Origin of the sequence: Advenella sp. EE-W14 (genome assembly GCF_012923605.1) — a bacterium.
Taxonomy (GTDB): Bacteria; Pseudomonadota; Gammaproteobacteria; order Burkholderiales; family Burkholderiaceae_B; genus Advenella; species Advenella alkanexedens.
This window is the reverse complement of record NZ_JAAVNG010000014.1, coordinates 70,246-84,893: the sequence shown is the minus strand read 5'-3', so window position 1 is coordinate 84,893 and position 14,648 is coordinate 70,246. Positions and strand designations below refer to the sequence as shown.

14 protein-coding genes and 1 tRNA gene are annotated in these 14,648 nt (G+C 49.3%); 13 read left to right on the top strand and 2 right to left on the bottom strand.

Going from position 1 to position 14,648, the window contains the following annotated elements:
• Positions 1-111: 111 nt before the first annotated feature.
• Positions 112-1,533, top strand: a complete 1,422-nt coding sequence (locus tag HCX92_RS13415) for an FAD-binding oxidoreductase (protein ID WP_169295567.1) — start codon at positions 112-114, stop codon at positions 1,531-1,533.
• Here the strand turns inward: HCX92_RS13415 and mutM are convergent.
• Positions 1,514-2,341: a bifunctional DNA-formamidopyrimidine glycosylase/DNA-(apurinic or apyrimidinic site) lyase gene (gene mutM / locus HCX92_RS13410; RefSeq protein WP_169295468.1), complete on the bottom strand. Its 828-nt coding sequence runs from the start codon at positions 2,339-2,341 to the stop codon at positions 1,514-1,516. The two genes, HCX92_RS13415 and mutM, sit on opposite strands and share 20 nt — an antisense overlap.
• Positions 2,342-2,483: 142 nt before the next feature.
• On the opposite strand from mutM, the gene HCX92_RS13405 reads away from it, so the two are divergent.
• From HCX92_RS13405 to HCX92_RS13350, 12 genes are all read left to right on the top strand, one after another.
• A complete protein-coding gene (locus HCX92_RS13405) occupies positions 2,484-4,310 on the top strand; it encodes a lipopolysaccharide assembly protein LapB (RefSeq protein ID WP_169295467.1) in 1,827 nt (608 codons plus the stop codon).
• On the top strand, positions 4,307-4,885 hold the full coding sequence (gene lolB, locus HCX92_RS13400) for a lipoprotein insertase outer membrane protein LolB (RefSeq protein WP_169295466.1): 579 nt from the start codon (positions 4,307-4,309) through the stop codon (positions 4,883-4,885). The genes HCX92_RS13405 and lolB overlap by 4 nt, the downstream gene beginning before the upstream one ends.
• A gap of 9 nt (positions 4,886-4,894) precedes the next feature.
• On the top strand, positions 4,895-5,824 hold the full coding sequence (gene ispE / locus HCX92_RS13395) for a 4-(cytidine 5'-diphospho)-2-C-methyl-D-erythritol kinase (protein WP_169295465.1): 930 nt from the start codon (positions 4,895-4,897) through the stop codon (positions 5,822-5,824).
• Positions 5,825-6,059: 235 nt separating this feature from the next.
• Positions 6,060-6,136, top strand: a tRNA-Gln gene (locus tag HCX92_RS13390).
• Positions 6,137-6,240: 104 nt separating this feature from the next.
• Positions 6,241-7,191 (top strand): ribose-phosphate pyrophosphokinase, encoded by a 951-nt coding sequence (locus HCX92_RS13385; protein ID WP_169295464.1) that lies wholly within the window; start codon positions 6,241-6,243, stop codon positions 7,189-7,191.
• 103 nt (positions 7,192-7,294) lie between these two features.
• On the top strand, positions 7,295-7,888 hold the full coding sequence (locus HCX92_RS13380) for a 50S ribosomal protein L25/general stress protein Ctc (protein WP_169295463.1): 594 nt from the start codon (positions 7,295-7,297) through the stop codon (positions 7,886-7,888).
• A gap of 123 nt (positions 7,889-8,011) precedes the next feature.
• Positions 8,012-8,611, top strand: a complete 600-nt coding sequence (gene pth / locus HCX92_RS13375; protein ID WP_169295462.1) for an aminoacyl-tRNA hydrolase — start codon at positions 8,012-8,014, stop codon at positions 8,609-8,611.
• A gap of 2 nt (positions 8,612-8,613) precedes the next feature.
• Positions 8,614-9,372, top strand: coding sequence for a CPBP family glutamic-type intramembrane protease (locus HCX92_RS13370; RefSeq protein WP_169295461.1), 759 nt, complete (start codon positions 8,614-8,616; stop codon positions 9,370-9,372).
• Between the two features lie 9 nt (positions 9,373-9,381).
• Positions 9,382-9,750: a glycine zipper family protein gene (locus tag HCX92_RS13365; RefSeq protein ID WP_169295460.1), complete on the top strand. Its 369-nt coding sequence runs from the start codon at positions 9,382-9,384 to the stop codon at positions 9,748-9,750.
• A 99-nt stretch (positions 9,751-9,849) separates the two neighbouring features.
• Complete coding sequence (gene ychF, locus HCX92_RS13360; protein ID WP_169295459.1) at positions 9,850-10,941, top strand: redox-regulated ATPase YchF; 1,092 nt, start codon at positions 9,850-9,852, stop codon at positions 10,939-10,941.
• Between the two features lie 100 nt (positions 10,942-11,041).
• Positions 11,042-13,747: an AsmA family protein gene (locus HCX92_RS13355; protein ID WP_169295458.1), complete on the top strand. Its 2,706-nt coding sequence runs from the start codon at positions 11,042-11,044 to the stop codon at positions 13,745-13,747.
• An 85-nt stretch (positions 13,748-13,832) separates the two neighbouring features.
• The gene (locus HCX92_RS13350) at positions 13,833-14,183 is read left to right on the top strand and encodes a hypothetical protein (protein WP_169295457.1); all 351 of its coding nucleotides are present in this window, start codon (positions 13,833-13,835) and stop codon (positions 14,181-14,183) included.
• A 72-nt stretch (positions 14,184-14,255) separates the two neighbouring features.
• On the opposite strand, the gene HCX92_RS13345 is transcribed toward HCX92_RS13350, so the two are convergent.
• Positions 14,256-14,501 carry a YfhL family 4Fe-4S dicluster ferredoxin gene (locus HCX92_RS13345; RefSeq protein WP_169295455.1) on the bottom strand — a complete coding sequence of 82 codons (246 nt, stop codon included), beginning with the start codon at positions 14,499-14,501 and terminating at the stop codon, positions 14,256-14,258.
• Positions 14,502-14,648 lie beyond the last annotated feature (147 nt).

Here is a 14,648-nt window from a genome sequence, read left to right as displayed (position 1 = left end):
AGAATGCAATTTGGGTAGAATGATAGAATAAATTAATTACATACATTATAAAACCACCGTTGTCCGCATGAAGGTGGTTTTATGACGGACAGAATTTTTACAGGTCGTGATATGAGTATTTTGGCAGTTTTACAGGAAATCGTTGGGGCTGAACATGTCCTTGTCGCAGAACAGGCGCAAGCTTATTTAACCGATTGGCGCGGTCGTTATACCGGCAAGGCGCAGGCGGTGGTTCGCCCGGGGTCGGTTGAAGAAGTCGCAAAGGTGGTGAAAACCTGCCTGCAGTACGATATTCCGGTTGTGCCGCAAGGTGGGAATACAGGCCTGTGCGGTGGAGCGACGCCCAACAACAAAGGTGATGCCATTGTTGTTTTGCTAACCAGGCTTAACCAGGTACTCGAAATTGATACCGATAATGATACCATCACTGTCCAGGCCGGTTGCATCCTGCAATCGGTCCAGGAGGCAGCGGCAAAGGCAGGGCGGTTGTTTCCGTTAAGTCTGGCGGCAGAGGGCAGTTGCACGATTGGTGGCAATTTGGCCACCAATGCCGGAGGTACCCAGGTTTTGCGTTATGGCAATGCCCGCGATCTTGCGCTTGGCCTGCAAGTGGTGACGGCCGATGGTGAAATTTGGGATGGTCTGCGCGGTTTGCGCAAGGACAATACCGGTTATGACTTGCGCAATTTGTATATTGGCAGTGAGGGTACGCTGGGTATTATTACCGCGGCCACGCTTAAGCTGTACCCGCAGCCGGTGGCCAAATGTACGGCACTGCTTGCCCTGGATGATATTGATGCAGCAGTTAAAATGCTGTCACGTGCCCGTAGCGGATTTGGCGCCTCTTTAACCGGATTCGAGTTGATGTCCAATTACTGCCTGACGTCGGTGACCAAGCTGTTTCCCCAGCAAAAAATGCCGTTCGAAGGCCCCAGTCTTGAGTCCGAGTGGTATGCCCTGCTTGAAATTTCCGACAGTGAAAGTGCCGGGCATGCCCGCGAGCGGTTCGAGCTGGTGGTGGGTGAGGCGATAGAGGCAGGTGAAGTGCAGGATGCGGTTATTGCCGAGTCTATCCAGCAAAGCAAAGACCTGTGGCATTTACGCGAAAGCATTCCCTTGGCGGAAGCCGAAATCGGCAAGGGCATCAAGCATGACGTGTCCATTCCGGTATCCAGAATTGCCGAATTCGTGGCTAAAACCAATGAGCTGTTACAGGCGTCTTTTCCCGGTGTGCGCCATATTATTTTTGGTCACCTGGGTGATGGCAACCTGCACTATAACGTGGGTGCGCCCATTGGCCAAGAGGAAGGTTTTCTTTCCCGCCAAAAAGAAATCTATGAAGTGGTACACAACAGTGTGCATGCCTTTAACGGTTCCATCAGTGCCGAGCATGGTGTTGGCCAACTGAAAAAAGACCTGTTGCCCAATTACAAGTCGGCCGTGGAATTGTCCCTGATGCGCAAGATCAAGCGGGTGCTTGATCCTAATGGCATCATGAATCCGGGCAAAGTCATCAATAGCGTTGACATTTAGGACAGAAATAGGTGGCACGCTGGCCCTGGATGATTTTTCGGATTGGGGTGCCACATGATTTGCAAGGCACGTTTTCTTTATCATAAACAGCAGCGTGAATGGCAAAATAGGCACCCACTTCGCCGTTGGTGCCGGTATAGTCTTTCAGTGTGCTGCCGCCTGATTCAAGGGCGGCGGCCAGGGTGTCCATAATGGCCTGATGTAGCCGTTTGCAGCGAGCCAGGGAAAGGGTTTGTGCGGTGGTTTGAGGATTTATGCGCGCCCTGAACAAACTTTCCGAGGCATAAATATTGCCCACGCCCACTACAATTTCACCGTTTAGCAAGACGGTTTTGATGGCGCTTTTCTTGTCCTGCAAGGCCTTGTGCAGGTAAGTGGCCGTAAATTGCGGGTCAAAGGGCTCAATGCCCAGCCTGGCCAACAGTTGGTGGTTCAGGATATCGCCGTTTTCGGCCGGATGCCATAAAACCGCGCCAAAACGCCGAGGATCGTTCAGGCGGAATTCGGCATTGTCAAAAACAAACTCGACATGATCGTGTTTAAGTAAAAATTCGCCGGGCGCAACACGACGAATGGAGCCCGACATGCCCAGATGAATGATTAAAACCCCATGTTCAAAGGCTAATAGCAAATATTTGCCGCGCCGTTCACAAGCCTGTAAAACATGGCCTTGCAGGATTTGATTCAGGTTTTCCGGTATGGGCCAGCGGAACTGGTGATGATGAATGCGGATTTCGTTAAGTTGATGGCCGGTAATGACGCTGTCCAGACCGCGCCGGGTCGTTTCTACTTCAGGTAATTCTGGCATGTTGCTTAGGTATGTTGCTTAGGTGAAAAGTGTTGTTTTTTACGGTGCTGGCAAGTGTTTAAACATTTACCAACAAGTGGTTTTACCTGAAATTGTACTTAAGAATGATAATATCAGTATTCCTGTATGAACTTTTTCCGGTATGGCCATTTTTCCATCTGTGACTGTTTTCAGAAAAATTCTCCTCCTCTCTGCTGTCTCGGTTTCCACCCTGTGGGGTATCCCTGCCTGCGCCCAGGACGAAATGGCGCCGGTCATGCCCCGTTTGCATGCCGCTCTTGATTTCATTCCTGCCTATAAGCTTAAGCCGGTCCAGTTGGTAGACCATACCAATGCGGACGATATTTTCAGTTTGCTGGTGGTCGAGTTTGCCATTCAGGATGAGAAGTTCGAGCTGGCTGCCCAGGCTGCATTTGATTTTGCCAAAGAAAAAAATGATGTGCCAATGGCCAGGAAAGCCATGCAATTGTATTTGGCCAGTTCTTCCAGCCAGAAAGCGGCAGATGCGGCCAGGCTGTGGTACAAACTTGACCCTGACAATGAAGAGGCGGCTGCTACCGCCTTGGCACTGGCCGCTTCTAACGGAGAAACCGAAGGGCTGGTAAATGCATTAAGATTGCGGCTGAAACAGGCCAAGAATAAAGAACGGGCGATTTATCAGACTGCTTCCATTGTTGCCAGAATGAATGATAAAAGAATGGCGCTGGATGTGTATGAAAAAGCGGTGGAAGCATTGGTGGACGATGAGTCGACCACTTTCATGTTGCTGGCTGATTTGGCCTATCAGGCCAAAGAGCTGGATAAAGCCTGGCACTCATCCCTGAAAGCCCTCGAGCTTGATGCCGCCTCTGATGCCGCTGCCGAACGGGTTCTGCAATACGGACGGGAAAGCCATAAGAAAGAGGCGATGGAGCTTGTCGGCAACTTCATTCGGGCCAATACGACCGCACGACGGTTGCGTTTGCTTTATATTAGCGAGATGGTCAATGACAGGGAGTTTGATGCCGCGATCCATGAGTTGAAGGAAATGGAAAAAAACTTTCCGGAAGACTTTGATTTGTTGTATATGGAAGCGCAGGTTTATTACCAGGCCAGGCAGCTGACCCAGGCTAAAAAATTGCTTAAACAGTTTCTGGATGTCCAGACGCAGCGCCGTGAGGCCCTGTCTGATGCCGAAACCGATGCCCAGGGACAGTCTGCGGATGCCCGGATTATGCTGGCACAAATTTACGAAGAAGAACAAAATTATCGGGCCGCAATCAGTCAATTGGAAAAAATTGATGATCCCAGTGCGCAGCTACAGATCCAAATGCAAATTGCCGTCTTGCATGGCAAAAACGGCAATGAGGCCAAGGCAACCGCATTGTTGAAATCGCTTCAGCCTGAAGAGGAAGACGATGCCGTGCGCATTCGTCTGACGCAAGCCCTTATTTATCGTAATGCCGGCAAGGCGGATCAGGCCATTCGTTATTTGAGGCAGGCCGACAACGACATGCCCAGGAATGCCCTTATCAAGTATGAGCTGGCCATGATGTACGAGCAGCAGGGAAGTTTTGAAGAAATGGAAACCTTGTTGCGGGAAGTGATCGCTCTCAAACCGTCTTCACCGGAGGCTTATAATGCCTTGGGCTATGTCTTTGCCGATCGCAACATGCATCTTGATGAGGCCCAGTTATTGCTGGATAGGGCGGTTGCGCTGGCACCCGATAATCCGTTCATTCTGGATAGCATGGGGTGGCTGCAGTTCCGTTTGGGCAATCTTGAGCTGGCGCTTGAGTATCTTGAAAATGCTTTTGAATTGTCCGAACAGGCGGATATCGCTGCCCATCTTGGCGAAGTGCTGTGGGTCAAGGGGGAAAAGAATCGGGCACGTGATATTTTCATAAAAGGCCGGGAACTGGAAAAACAAAACAAGACACTGGAAGATGCAATCAAGCGTCTTGGTATTTCTTTGCGAGATAAAAAATGAAGCAGTTCAAGCGGTTTTTTCGTTATGTGGGTGCGTTGAGCTTGATGGGTGCGCTGGCCGCCTGCGCACCGGCCCTTAAACAACCCGAACAGGATGAAGGCACTTACAGCCGGGCGGGGCGGTTTGCCCTGACGGTATGGGATAAAACCGTTGACCGTAATAAAGAAGCCGTGCAAGGCGGGTTTTTATGGTTTGATACCAGGCAACGCCTGGATCTGGACTTGCGAAACCCTTTGGGGTCCACGCTTGCCCGGGTATCGGTCACGCCAGACAGTGCCACGCTGACTCATGCCGATGGCTCCATTGTTACGGCAGAAAATCCCGATGCCCTGGTGGCCGAGGTGTTGGGTAGCGAGATTCCGGTTTCGGACTTGCGTTACTGGCTCAAAGGCATTGTGGCACCGGCAAACGTAGAGCAGGAGCAACGCGATGCGCAAGGTAAGTTGGGCTCATTTATCCAGGCTGGCTGGAAAGTCACCCTGTCTGATTATGATCATAAAGGTCCTCGTAAACTGGGCATGGTGCGCAACGAACCCTTTCAGACCATTACGGTCAGATTGGTCATTAATGAATAGTCAAGAATAATGAAGCATCTGTACGATGTGCCGGCACCGGCCAAGCTGAACCTTTTTTTGCATGTGACCGGTCGCCGGGAAGATGGCTATCATTTGCTGCAAACGGTTTTTGTGTTCATAGATCTGGCTGACCGCCTGCAGTTTGAGTTGCGTAATGATGGTGTGATATGCCGGCAAACCAGCTTGCCAGGGATTGATCACGACAGCGACCTGATTGTGCGCGCTGCCCGTGCTTTGCAAAAGGCGACAGGCACCGCCAAGGGGGCCACGATCCAGGTGCAAAAAAACATTCCGGCCGGCGGTGGCCTTGGGGGGGGGTCCAGTGATGCGGCAAGTACCCTGATTGCGCTTAACCGCTTATGGCAAACGGGATTAAGCCGTTGGGAATTACAGCAACTGGCTTTGCCATTAGGGGCTGATGTTCCGGTGTTTGTGTTTGGTCAAAATACGTTTGCCGAAGGTATTGGTGAAGCATTTACCGCCTGTCGTGTGCCTGGGCACGCGTACCTGGTTTTTCAGCCCCGGCTGGGAATTCCCACTCCGGCCATTTTCACCGATCCCGACCTTTGTCGAAATACCCCATTGGTTACGGTTCAGGACGTGCAGCAAAGCCTGTCTTTGCCCATATCTGAAGCCTCGTCATTAAGCCAGCCCGCTTTTTTTGGTCATAATGATCTGGAGGCGGTGGCTTGTCGCCAGCATCCCGGATTGCAGCAGTTGGTGGACTGGTTGGATGTCCGGCAGGTGAAGGCACGCATGACCGGGTCGGGGGCCTGTTTTTTCGCGCCTTTCAATTCTTACGAAGATGCCTTGCAGGTCGGGCATGAGCTTGAGGTCGCGTTGCCTGCATTCAACCAGGGGGCCTCTGTGCCTGTTGAGCGGATAATCGCCGCTCGGGGCTTGGTCCGGCATCCTTTGCATGACTGGGTGAAAAATTAAACTTAATGCGAGGCCTTGTGGTATCACTTGGTGGTGGGTGATTTGGGTTTTCAATGTAAAAAACAATATCAAACAAGAGAAAAAATTTTTTTGTCGTGTATTTGATACAAAAACAACAAATTTATTAAAAAAGTGAAGAAAGGGGTTCACAAGTTAAGAAAAACAGCTATAATTTCATCTTTCAGTTAACAAGCAATCTTTCACAAGCTTTCTTGGTTAACGGTACATGAAATTTTGGGGCGTCGCCAAGCTGGTTAAGGCACTGGATTTTGATTCCAGCATGCGAAGGTTCGAATCCTTCCGCCCCAGCCAAAATCTCGTTAAGTACATCATCGGAGCCGTCGGGCCTGGCCTATAAGTTGGGTTAAGGTTTCGCGGTTTTTTTTATTTCATCTCTCAAAAAAATCCTCTCTATCATGACTAACAACAACTTCATGATTTTCACTGGAACAGCGAATCCACGTTTGGCTGTCAATGTAGTGAATCATCTTGACATGTCTCTTGGAAAAATGACTGTCGGACGTTTCTCAGACGGGGAGGTGATGGTTGAAATTCTCGAGCATGTCCGTGGCCGTGATGTATTTGTCTTGCAGCCTACCTGTGCCCCCACCAATGATAACCTGATGGAAATCATGACCATGGTTGATGCCTTGCGTCGTGCTTCAGCCGGTAGTATTACCGCTGCCATTCCTTATTTTGGTTATGCACGCCAGGATCGCCGTCCGCGTTCCGCCCGTGTTGCCATTTCGGCCAAAGTGGTCGCCAATATGCTGCAAGGTGTGGGTGTTGACCGTATCCTTACCATGGATTTGCATGCTGACCAGATTCAGGGTTTCTTCGATATTCCTGTTGATAATATTTATGCAGCGCCGGTTTTGCTGGCAGATATCGATCAGCGTAATCTGAACAATCTGGTTGTGGTATCCCCTGATATCGGTGGTGTTGTGCGTGCACGTGCCCTGGCCAAACAGCTGGAAGCTGACCTGGCGATTATTGACAAACGCCGCCCACGTGCCAACGTTTCTGAAGTCATGAATATTATCGGCGAGGTAGATGGCCGTACCTGTATCATTATGGATGATATGGTTGATACCGCCGGTACCTTGTGCAAGGCTGCCGCCGCCCTTAAAGAGCGCGGAGCCGGTGCTGTTTATGCTTATTGTACCCACCCTGTTTTGTCAGGCAGCGCCATAGAGCGTATTACAGAATCCGAACTGGATGAACTGGTTGTTACCGATACCATTCCCCTGAGCGAGCAGGCTGCCGGTTGTGCTAAAATCCGTCAGCTTTCAACTGCCGCCTTGCTGGGCGAAACCATTTTGCGTATCGCTCACGCCGAGTCGGTCAGCTCCCTGTTCGTAGACTAATTTTTATCCGGTGCTGGTCGCGGCATCGGATTTCGTGATTAAACCGTTTCCGGTTTGATTTTTTTATCTATACGTATTAATTACGTTTATTTTGGAGTATTCCATGAAATTCACAGCCACTTCGCGTAGTGTACAGGGATCGAGTGCGAGCCGCCGCCTGCGCCGCGCAGGCCGCGTGCCAGCCATCGTTTACGGTGGTAAAGGCGACGCCTTGAGTATTGAACTTGATCATAACGAAATCTTCCACGCTTTGCGTAAAGAAGAGTTCCACGCTTCAGTTCTTGACATGGAACTGGATGGCAAAGTACAAAATGTATTGTTGCGTGCTGTTCAATGGCACGCCTATAAGCCTCAGGTTTTGCACGTTGACTTCCAACGTGTTAGCGCTGACCAGGCCATCACGACCAAAGTGCCTTTGCACTTCAAAAACGAAGACGTGTCTCCAGCCGTCAAGCTGCAAGGCGCAAAAATCACCACTGTCGCCAACGAAGTAGAGATTACTTGTCTGCCTAAAGATTTGCCGCAGTTTATCGAAGTGGATCTGGCCGGCCTTGAGGCAGGCGGTGTGTTCCACCTGAGCCAGTTGGTTGCGCCTGCAGGCGTGCAGTTTGTTGTGATCGGTGATGATCCTGTATTGGCTTCTGCTTCTGCTGAAGTAGCTGCTGACAACACTGAAAATGGCGAATCTGCCGAGTAAGTCGTAACATTACGTTCGAAATGAACAGGCAATGTTGTATCTTGTCTGTGATGTTTTGTTCATGAATAGCCCCCGTAATGCTTTTTGCCGTTCGGGGGCTATTGTTTTATAGGGTCGCTGAGCATGTCTTTATCCATTCGTCTGATTGTGGGCCTGGGCAATCCGGGCAGTCAATATGAAGTCACGCGGCATAATGCCGGGTTTTGGCTGGCCGATCATATCGCCGATGACCTGAATGCCACCTTCAATCCGGAGCCTGCTTTTTTTGGGCAGGTTGCCAAGGCAAAATATCAGGGAAACAATATTTTCTTACTGAAACCGTCTACATACATGAATCGTTCGGGACAGGCTGTGGGTGCATTGGCGCGGTTTTATAAAATAGCCCCGGAAGAAATCCTGGTGTTGCATGATGAGCTGGATTTACCGCCAGGCCAGGTGAAGCTGAAAAAAGGGGGAGGTCATGCGGGCCACAATGGTTTGCGTGACATTCAGTCCGCATTGGGTAGCCCCGACTTCTGGCGTTTGCGTTTGGGAATAGGACATCCCCGTACACAGGGACTGGCACAAAATGTGGCCGATTACGTGTTGCATATGCCACGTAAGGAAGATATGCCCCTGATTGATGATGAAATCCGTCGTTCTCGTGTTATTGTTCCTTTGCTGCTGCAAGGAGAGTTTTCGAAAGCCTCCAGTTCCTTGCAGGAATCAAAAGGAATTGCCTAATAATGAAGTCACCTAGTTTTCGACAGGAGTTTGCCGAGTTTTTTCGCTATATCAGACGTCCGGCATTGTCACCGCGCAAGCCGGGCAGGGGTGGCGGCAATGGTTGGTGGAAAGACTGGGTGCCTGCGACTTCTGTCGGACGAATGCTGCAATGGGCGGGGTGTCTGTGGATCATCAATATATTTGTGTTTGCGCCTATCGCCCTGATGGTGGCCAGTAAAACAGGTGCAGCCCATCGTCTCGATATCAATAATATTCCCTTTTTAACAGCGGTGTTGTGGGCGCCTGTGGCCGAAGAGTTATTGTTTCGTTATTCTTTGCGCAGACCACGATTAAGCATTTGGTTGATTCCATTAATGACCTGGGTTGTTGTAATGGGGCCAGAGCTTCATAGTATAGTGTTGCTATTGCTGGTACTGATGTTGATTGTAATACTGGATATCCGGGGGCTTACCACCAATGAACATGCTTTAAAATGGCATTGGCGTGTCAATTACCAACGGTTTTTTCCCCTGTTTTTTCATGGTTCGGTGCTGGTGTTTGCCGGCCTGCATTTATGGAATTTCAGGTTTACCGAAATGAATTGGTGGTTGATGCCATTATTGGTGTTGCCACAATGGTTTACAGGCATGGTGCTTGGTTGGATGCGGGTGCGTGATGGAATAAGCACGTCTATTTTCCTGCATATGATTTTTAATTCCGGTCCTATCTTGCTGGTTTGGTTTTTATTGCAGTTCAGTCCTGAACTGGCCACAAATTGAGAGGTGAATATGAAAAGCGTAAAATTGATTTCTTCAACAGTGTTTCTGGCCGTATTGGTGGCAGGCTGCACCGGCTATCGTCCTGTCGTCGATGGGCAAGGCCGGGATATGTCAAATTATGAATATGATCTTCGTGACTGTCAGAATTACGCCCGACAGGTAGATGGTGCTGGCCGGACGGGCGGTGGGGCCCTGGCGGGTGCCGCCTTTGGCGCAGTGCTGGGCCTGGTGGGGGGGGGCAATAGCACGGGTATCGCCCAGGCGGCAGGTGTTGGTGCGGTGACAGGCGCAGCGGCAGGGGGTGTATCAACAGCGGCTTCTCAAAAACAGGTAATCCGCAACTGTATGATTGGTCGCGGCTATCGCGTACTGGATTAAGCGGCTTATTCTTCATAAAAACGGTTAAATTTCCTGAAATTGTACCTTTCCCAGAGGTACAATAGCGGGTTTCGTGCTTTGATTTATTAAGGATTTTCAATGGCTCTTCAATGTGGCATCGTTGGTTTACCCAACGTAGGCAAATCAACTTTGTTTAATGCGTTAACGAAAGCGGGGATTGCCGCCGAGAATTACCCGTTTTGTACTATCGAGCCCAACGTAGGTATTGTGGAAGTGCCCGATCCACGGCTTGATGAACTTGCCACTATTGTCAAGCCCGAGCGCGTCCTGCCAGCCACTGTCGAATTTGTTGATATTGCTGGTCTGGTTGCCGGTGCTTCAAAAGGTGAGGGCCTGGGTAACCAGTTTCTGGCCAATATTCGTGAAACCGATGCCATTGTGCAGGTCGTGCGTTGCTTCGAGGATGAAAACGTGGTGCACGTGGCCGGCAAGGTGGATCCCATTTCAGATATAGAAGTCATTAATACCGAACTGGCACTGGCAGATTTGTCTTCAGCAGAAAAAGCACTGCAAAAAGCCCAGAAAACCGCTCGTGCTGGCGATAAAGACGCACAAAAACTGTGTGCGGTGCTGGAGAAAATCATTCCTGTCCTGAACGAGGCCCGTCCAATCCGTTCGCTGGATCTTGATGAGGAAGAGCAGGCCCTGATCAAGTCCTATTGCTTCATTACCGCCAAACGTGCCATGTATGTGGCTAACGTGAAAGAAGACGGTTTTGAAAATAATCCTCATCTGGCTGCGGTACAGGAATATGCCAAGGCGGAGAATGCACCCGTGGTGGCGGTATGTGCGGCGATTGAAGCCGAGATTGCCGATCTGGATGATGAAGACAAAGAAGTCTTCCTGGCGGATATGGGCATGGAAGAGCCAGGTCTGAATCGTGTGATTCGTGCCGCTTATAACTTGCTGGGTTTGCAAACCTATTTCACCGCCGGTGTCAAAGAGGTTCGTGCCTGGACAATTCGGGTGGGTGATACGGCTCCTAAAGCGGCGGGTGTTATCCATACCGATTTTGAGCGTGGTTTTATCCGTGCACAAACCATTGCCTTTGATGATTTTGTCAAGTTCAAGGGTGAGCAAGGTGCCAAAGAAGCCGGAAAAATGCGTGCTGAAGGTAAAGAGTACGTCGTCAGGGATGGTGATGTCCTGAACTTCCTGTTCAACGTGTGATCTAATTTCCCTACCAGATAAGTAAAACTTGGGGTAGTATTAAGGACTTGGGTACGCATTGGTGCATTTTGCGCCAATGCCGGTCTTTAAAATAAAGTGAGTGAAAAAATCCGTCATGAAAAAATGGCTCAAGCGCGTGTTGGTGAGTCTGGTTGTGCTTCTGCTTGTCACCTTTGTGGGTGGTGCGGTCTTTTTGCTTACTTTTGATCCAAATGCCTATAAATATAAACTCGAAGAAATAGTCAGGTCCAATTATGACCGTGATCTTCAGATAAAAGGCGATATCGAATTATCACTTTTTCCCCGCATTGGCCTGTCGGTCAATCAACTGTCTTTGTCCGAGCCGGGTAGGGATGATGTTTTTGTTTCTATCAACAGTGCCCGTTTTGCGGTGGCTATCTGGCCACTTATTTCCAATCGTTTTGTGGTTGATCATGTCGCGGTCAGTGGTTTCAAGGCCTGGGTGGTACGTAATGAAGCCGGCGATCTGAACTTTGAAGACCTGTTTGAACAAAAAGTAGTCGTTGATCATCTTAAAGACGAGGCCGATGGCGATACCGTATTGCCTCAGCCCCATAATGCCGATTTTAAAATTGATATTGCCGGGCTTGAGCTCCAGAATGGCGAGGTTTATTTCAAGGATCTGGCCAATCAGCTGGATATGCGTTTGCAAGGCATGTCAATTAATACGGGCAGGGTCACCTTTGACCAGCCTTTTGATATTTCACTGGCCGCACGGCTGGAAGGTGATCATCCCCGGGTGAATGCACAATTGAATGTGCAGGGGCTGCTCAAGCTGGACCCGGTAACCAAACTTTATAATGCCCAGAAACTGGAGGTTGCCTTAAAAGGCAGACTGGGCGATATTGATGCCAGCAGTGCAACCCTTAAAGGCAGTTTCAACATAGATAGTTTTGCCCATGCGATTACCGGCTCTGGCATGGAGTTGGTGCTGGCTGGAAATGGAGCCGAAGGTGCATCACTTAAAAAAATTGATGTGAGTGTGACGGCACCAAAATTGATTTTCGATTCTTCCGCACCCTTGCTGCAGCTTGAAAATTTTTCGTTCAAGGGCAATGCGCAGCACGTCAATGAGCAGTCTTATGAGTGGTCTTTTGAATCACCGGAACTGGATATTTCCTCTACCGTGGCTGGTGGTAAACCGCTGATTGGTTTTCTTCGGATGAAGGGGCGTGAACAGGTTGGGGTGAATTTATCGCTCAAGGGTATTAGTGGCTCTGCCGATAACCTGAAAATTTCGGAAGTCAAAATTGATGGCAAGTATGCGCAGCCCAATAACCGTGTGATTGGTTTGAATATTTCTTCACCGGCACAGATGAATCTGATTGACCGGATCGTGATGCTTTCCGCGATTAGTGGCAATGCCAGTTTCAAGGATCAAGGGTTAGAAGAGCAACAGGTTCCTCTGATTGGCAGTATCAATGCCGATTTCCAGAAAGATCGGGCCAGCTTCAAGCTGGATGCAGTGGTGAATGCCGGTAAATTTAATCTGGATGGCGAGCTGCATAATTTTTCCAGGCCAAATGTAAATTTTGATTTAATGGCAGATTCCATCAGTCTTGATCAGATTCTGGGGCCGATTGCGGCAGTAGCCAAGAAAGAAAACAACACTGCAGAAACAGGAAAAGCTGAAAAATCCGTAGCGTCTCCTGAATCAGTGCCGGAAAAAAATAACAAAGCCGTAACTGTCCAGGCAGCTGAAAACACTGTGGGGCAATCGTCCCAACCCCAGCAAGTATCCGCGCCCGCTGGCAGCCTGAAGCGAGAGTTGCTCCAGGCATTGCGTGGCATGGGAACGATTAATCTGAAGCAGATGCGCTATCAGGATATCGCTTTCAATGATGTACAGGCTATTTTTCGTTTCGATCGCGATAATCTTGAAATGACTTCGTTCAAATCCTGGGTTTTTGATGGGCAGGTACGGGCAGATGCAAAGTTTGATTTGGCCAATGAAGATATCAAAACCGGTGTGGAGTTGGAAGCCATAGACGTGTCCCAAATGTTGCAGGCGCTCAATTGGACTCCCTGGGTAAGTGGGCGTGCCTTTATCAGGCTACAGCTTGAAAGCAAGGGATCCAATGAACAAACTATCCTGGATAATATCAAGGGACAGGTCCAGGTCAAGGCTGAAAATGGTCTTGTCAAGGGTTTTGATCTCAACCGGCTGGAAAATGACCCGTTGACATACCTGGATCCTGATACGTCAACATATCCATTTACGGTCGATCTTAATGCCTCCAGTCCTTACTCCCGGATTGTTGCGGATGCGCAAGTTGACAACGGCATTGCACAGCTGTCTTCTTTGTTATTTGAAAGTGAGAAATTTGTGGTTCAGGGGCAGGCGGATGAAATGCTGGTTAATTTGAACAAGGGAGACTTCACGCTTCCTGTCACCTTGAAGACACGTCAGCCGGTTAACATCAGTCAAGGTACTGTTACGCTTTCGATCAAGGAAATAAACATGCCAGCCATTGTTTCAAGAGTCGGTCAGTCGTTAAGCGTTCAGCTGCAATGGGATAAACTTAAAAATTCGCCATTGGGCAAATTGCTGGAAAAGAAAAAAGAACAGGTGGCGAAAGAGCGGGCTGAAAAAGAGCAGGCAATAAAAGAGCAGGCAATAAAAGAACAGTCTGTTACAGAGCAGAAGCAGGCGCCTGCTTTGGAGGCATCCGACGCAAGTGAAATGGCCTCTCCGGCAGCACCCGACGAGTCAGGCGCCCCAGAGGCGGCCCCTGTTCCATCAACAGAAACCGAAGCCGCTGTCCCTGTTGAAGTCCAACCATAATGGTTTCTTCTTTTTGTTTTATTAATTATTTCTCATCCGTTTTATTATGAATGAAACAGCAAAATTCACCCCGGTTTTTTCATGTATGGCAGTCAGGGATAGTGTTCAGCCTGAGTACCAGAATCGCTGGTTTCTGATGGATGAAAACGCCCAGGTTTTAGAGGACTCGGAGGGAAAGACAGCAGAGCTTTCATTGTCCATCCGGTTTTCTTATCTGGTTTTCAGGGCCCCGGGCATGTTGCGGCTGGATATCCCCATGGATGTCCTGGAAGATGATGAGGAAGCGTTTGAGTCAATTACCCTGAATGGGCAATCATTACGGGCAGTGAATGAGGGAGAGTTGGCCACAGCCTGGTTTTCCAACTATTATGGCAAAACCATTCATTTAATGAAATTGCACCCGGAAGATCACCAAGCCTTGCAGGCGACAGCCTGAAACATGTAAGCGCAGAAGGCACACCCCACCTGAACGCTGGACGTTAGGTGGCGGTGGTTCATAACATGCTGCTCAGGCCGTAAGCCTTTTGTATTTTTCCATTAGCTGACCGGCATCTTCTTGCCATTGTGGATCGGGCTCGATACAGTCTACCGGACAAACTTGCATGCATTGCGGCGTGTCATGGTGACCCACGCATTCGGTGCATTTTTCCGGGTTAATGACGTAATATTCATCGCCCATGGTGATGGCATCATTAGGGCACTGCGGTTCACAGACATCACAGTTAATACATTCTTCAGTAATTAATAAAGCCATGATATTGAATTTGCCTGTTAAGTATTTACCCTTATATTATATTCCATTTTAAGGGCTGACCGGCATATACGGACTATTTTACTAGGGATATTAGGGCTGCATCAATCAATAAATCCGGGGCGGCAAAATGCAACCTGCTGAACTGGT